At 69.7% G+C, this 3,851-nt stretch carries 5 protein-coding genes and 1 riboswitch; of the genes, 2 read left to right on the top strand and 3 right to left on the bottom strand.

What is annotated here, in order from left to right:
* Positions 1-278 (bottom strand): hypothetical protein (locus PROKR_RS34930; RefSeq protein ID WP_211240136.1); only part of this gene is annotated, 278 nt, incomplete at its 3' end.
* Positions 279-472: 194 nt separating this feature from the next.
* Positions 473-637, top strand: a riboswitch (cyclic di-AMP (ydaO/yuaA leader).
* A 181-nt stretch (positions 638-818) separates the two neighbouring features.
* Between PROKR_RS34930 and PROKR_RS37860 the strand changes: the two genes are divergently transcribed.
* Positions 819-1,373: a C40 family peptidase gene (locus PROKR_RS37860; RefSeq protein WP_157602077.1), complete on the top strand. Its 555-nt coding sequence runs from the start codon at positions 819-821 to the stop codon at positions 1,371-1,373.
* Positions 1,374-1,479: 106 nt separating this feature from the next.
* Here the strand turns inward: PROKR_RS37860 and PROKR_RS13930 are convergent, their stop codons facing one another.
* Entirely contained in the window at positions 1,480-2,310 is an 831-nt protein-coding gene (locus tag PROKR_RS13930; RefSeq protein WP_157602076.1) for a hypothetical protein, read from the bottom strand.
* A 113-nt stretch (positions 2,311-2,423) separates the two neighbouring features.
* Positions 2,424-2,690, bottom strand: a complete 267-nt coding sequence (locus tag PROKR_RS13925; RefSeq protein WP_036964256.1) for a GlsB/YeaQ/YmgE family stress response membrane protein — start codon at positions 2,688-2,690, stop codon at positions 2,424-2,426.
* A 210-nt stretch (positions 2,691-2,900) separates the two neighbouring features.
* On the opposite strand from PROKR_RS13925, the gene PROKR_RS13920 reads away from it, so the two are divergent.
* Positions 2,901-3,752 carry an ion transporter gene (locus PROKR_RS13920; protein WP_051432983.1) on the top strand — a complete coding sequence of 284 codons (852 nt, stop codon included), beginning with the start codon at positions 2,901-2,903 and terminating at the stop codon, positions 3,750-3,752.
* Positions 3,753-3,851: the final 99 nt, after the last annotated feature.

Below are 3,851 nucleotides of genomic sequence, written 5' to 3'. Positions count from 1 at the left end.
GCGGCGCCCGCACCCGCGCCGGCCGAGGCGGGGAGGCGGGCCGTGACACCGGCGAGCAGTCCGCCCATCAGGGCCATGACGACCAGGCCGACCACGGCGCCGTCGGCCGTGAAGGGAAGCGGCCGGATCCCGGCCGCCGCGGCGTCGGACGCACGGGCAAGGCCCGTGACCTGGTACGACAGCTGCGCGATCCAGGGCAGAAAACCGCAGGCCCACCAGACGATCGCACTGATTGGAAGCACCCACCACGCGGAGATGCGGTGCTGCGTTTCGGCCATGACGCCGAACGCTAGCCGATGTGTGATGTCGGTCATAACCCTGAAGACCGGAACGGTGTAAATCTGCTTCTTCGTTGGGTCAGACCGTAATGCGTAACCCGATCGTGACTTTTCCCGTGAACGTGTGTACTTTGACTTCTGCTCCACCGCGACGGTGGAGTCGTGAGCCGGACGCCGAGTCCTGTCACCGGCTCATGACTCAGACGTTCAAGACAGGAGCGGGGGACCCATTCCCGGGCGACAGCAGGATCGTCGCCCTCGGGGTGAAGCCGGACGGAAACCCCCCAGTAGCCGTGCGGCCGGGTTGTACTCCTACCCGAACCCGACAGCTCACCTCGCAGGCGGTACAGGAGACATTAGGTGACGAACTCCATCCGCGGACGGCATCGCGACAGCCGCCCGGCCCAGACACCACTGACTATCCTCGCTCGTACCGCCACCGAGAACGCCGGCACCGTCGCCCGCCGTGGCGCCATCGCCGCAGCCGCAGGCGGCGTCCTCATTTCGACCATCGCGACGACGGCCCACGCGGCCCCGGCGATGGATCTCAAGACCGAGGTCAAGACCGCGAAGCTCAACTCGGTCGACCTCAACTCCCTCACCGCGGTGGCCAAGCAGTCCGTCGCCGCCGCGCCCACCGTGACCGTCCCGGCCGACGCGAAGATGCCGATCGAGATGGAGACCCTGGGCACCACGAAGGGCGCCGACGGCGAGAAGGGCCAGGCCCCCGCCGTCGTCTCGGTCGACGCGCCGGACCCGGTCCCGGTCGGCCAGCAGGCCGTCAACGTCGCCTTCAACTACCTGGGCATCACCTACGTGCTGGGCGGCAACTCGCCGTCGGAGGGCATGGACTGCTCGGGCCTGATCCAGTACGTGTACGCGCAGCTCGGCGTCTCGCTGCCGCACTCCTCGAGCGCGATGCTCGGCTCCGGCTACCAGGTCACGTACCCCGAGCCGGGCGACATCGTCTGGACGCCCGGCCACGTGGCCCTCTACGCCGGCAACGGCATGATCATCGAGGCCTGGGCCGCCGGCATGCCGGTGCGCTACACCGAGATGTGGCAGAACAGCCCGACCTTCATCCGCGTCGTCTGAGCCGGACGCTCACCGCAGTATCAGCACTTCGCGAGGCGCCGCCTCCGTGCCGGGTCCCGACCCGGTGCCGGAGGGGGCGCCTTCCGCGCATCTCCGGGACACCGGACTACTCCGGCCAGTCGCAGCTGTCCGCGATGAACGCGAACAGGTCGGCACGCGCCGAGTCGGGCATGGGCACGTAGATGACGTGCTGCGCCTCGCCGTCGACGCTCGCCGAGACCGGCAGGAACGTGCCGCGCTTGTCCTCGCCCACGGCGTGGGCGTCGCAGCGGGCGGGGACCACCGGCAGCGTGATCGCGCCGGCCCGCTGGCCGTCCAGCGCACGCCCGGTCCAGCCGGAGCCGTCGCCGCCAGGGTCGGCGTTGTTCATGATCGTGGTCCCGGCGATCCGGTCGATCGTGACCTCAGGTCCACCGTCCACTGCCTCGACCCGTAGCGTCACCAGTGCCGTCAGCTCACCGTCGCGAGTCTCGACCGGAATGTCGGGCTCGACGGTCAGCTCCGCTCCCGCGGCGACGGCGGCACCGGCGCAGTCCACGGCGTGGTTGCGGCCGAGGTGACCGCCAGGGTCCTCGACCTGCTCGACGACGACGTCGGTCGCCGGCCCGAGGTCGTCGTGCTCGCCGAGGGCGAGCCTGATCGTGGCCGACGGCGCGGCATCCGGGGTGGGCTCCGCGGGGCCGGCCGGAGCACCCGCGCACTCCGCCTCGCCCAGCTCCACGTAGACGTCGCGCGTGGTACCCGGCCGGAGTGCCGGGGTGCGGTTCTCCTTCGTGGGACGCGACGGCCCGAAGCCGTCGGCGTCCAGGGCGCCCGACAGGAGCGTCATCGTCTCGTCCGAGTCGTTGGTGACAGCGAGGACGATCTCCCGGGCGGCGTACTGCGTGCGCCCCTGGTCCACCTGGACCGTGAGGTGGTCGGCCACGGCGTCGGGCACGGGACCCAGTGTCGACGAGGGCTCCGGCGGACCACCCGAACACGCGGCCGCGGCCGCACCGACCAGCATCGTCAGGACGACGACGCCGGCGGTGCGGCCGCGGGCCACAGCGGTCAGGCGGCCTTGCGCCGACCGAAGATCGCCTGGGCGATCAGGATGACGATGACCGCGCCGATCACCGCGAAGAGCCAGGTCGACCACGACCAGAACTCGTCGAAGCCGATGTTGAAGATCAGTCCGCCCAGCCAGCCGCCGAGCATGGCGCCGAGCACACCGAGAAGCAAGGTGACCCAGAAACCGCCCGGCTGCTTGCCCGGGATGACGATGCGAGCGATGACACCGGCGATCAGTCCGAGGATGAGAAAGGCCCAGAAGCCCATGGCATTTGCCTCCAGTCTTGTTGCTTGCTTGTGCTCTACTCAAGCACTGATTTGGTTCAGTTGCCACCGGACCCGCCGATTAGGTCCATATCGGGACATTGCGACCCCGCGGGACGGGGTACACCGCCACGCTAAGGTTCGCCCGGGCATGGGGCCCGAGGCACTGCCGGAGCACGGGCTCCGGGCACGGGAACGTTGAGGAGAGACCGGATGGACCACGAGATCGGCACGCAGGCGGTACCGCGGACCGGACGGGAGCGGCTGCGGGCCTTTCTCGACCAGAAGTGGGTCACCCACCTGGTGCTCGGGGTGATCCTGGCGAACGCGCTGATCCTGGGCGCGGAGACGATGGTGACGGGCCCGGCCTTCGACGTCCTCGTCAGGATCGACCACGCCATGCTCGGCTTCTTCGTGCTCGAGCTGGTGCTGCGGATCGTCGCGTACGGCCGGAAGTTCTTCCGCGACCCGTGGAACATCTTCGACCTGCTCGTCGTCGGTGTCGCGGTGCTCCCCGCGAGCGAGTCCCTGTCCGCGCTGCGTGCCCTGCGGGTGCTGAGGGTGCTGAGGGTGATCACCGTGGTGCCGTCGCTGCGCCGCGTGGTCGACGGCCTGCTGCGGGCCGTGCCGGGGATGGGCGCCGTGGGCGCCCTGCTGATCCTGGTCATGTACGTATCGGCGGTCATCGCGACCGGCCTGTTCGGAGCGTCGTCCCCCGAGTACTTCGGCAGCCTGTGGATCTCCCTGTTCACGCTCTTCCAGGCCATGACGGGCGAGGCCTGGCCCGACATCGCCCGCTCGGTGATGGAGACCCATCCCGCCGCGTGGATCTTCTTCGTGCTCTACATCCTGGTCGTCAGCTTCGCCGTGCTGAACCTGTTCATCGCCGTCATCGTCAACGGCATGGAGGAGATCGCGGAGGAGGAGCGCCATGACGACGAGCAGAAGGACGAGCGGCTCGACGCCCTGGCCGCGCAGAACCGCGAGATCCTCGTCGAGCTCCGCGCCCTGCGGGCGAAGCTCGACGAGGAGGACGGCGAGGACGACGACGGCGCGGCCGCCTGACCTCCAGGCCGTCAGGCCGGTGCCAGCACCACGTTGACCAGGTGCGGCGGGCGCACGACGACCCGCCGCACCGCCCGGTCGCCCACCGCGCGCGCCACT

It is taken from the genome of Promicromonospora kroppenstedtii DSM 19349, assembly GCF_000515355.1.
Lineage (GTDB): Bacteria > Actinomycetota > Actinomycetes > Actinomycetales > Cellulomonadaceae > Promicromonospora > Promicromonospora kroppenstedtii.
Note: the sequence above shows the minus strand (reverse complement) of the source record. Positions and strands in the feature narration are given on the sequence as shown.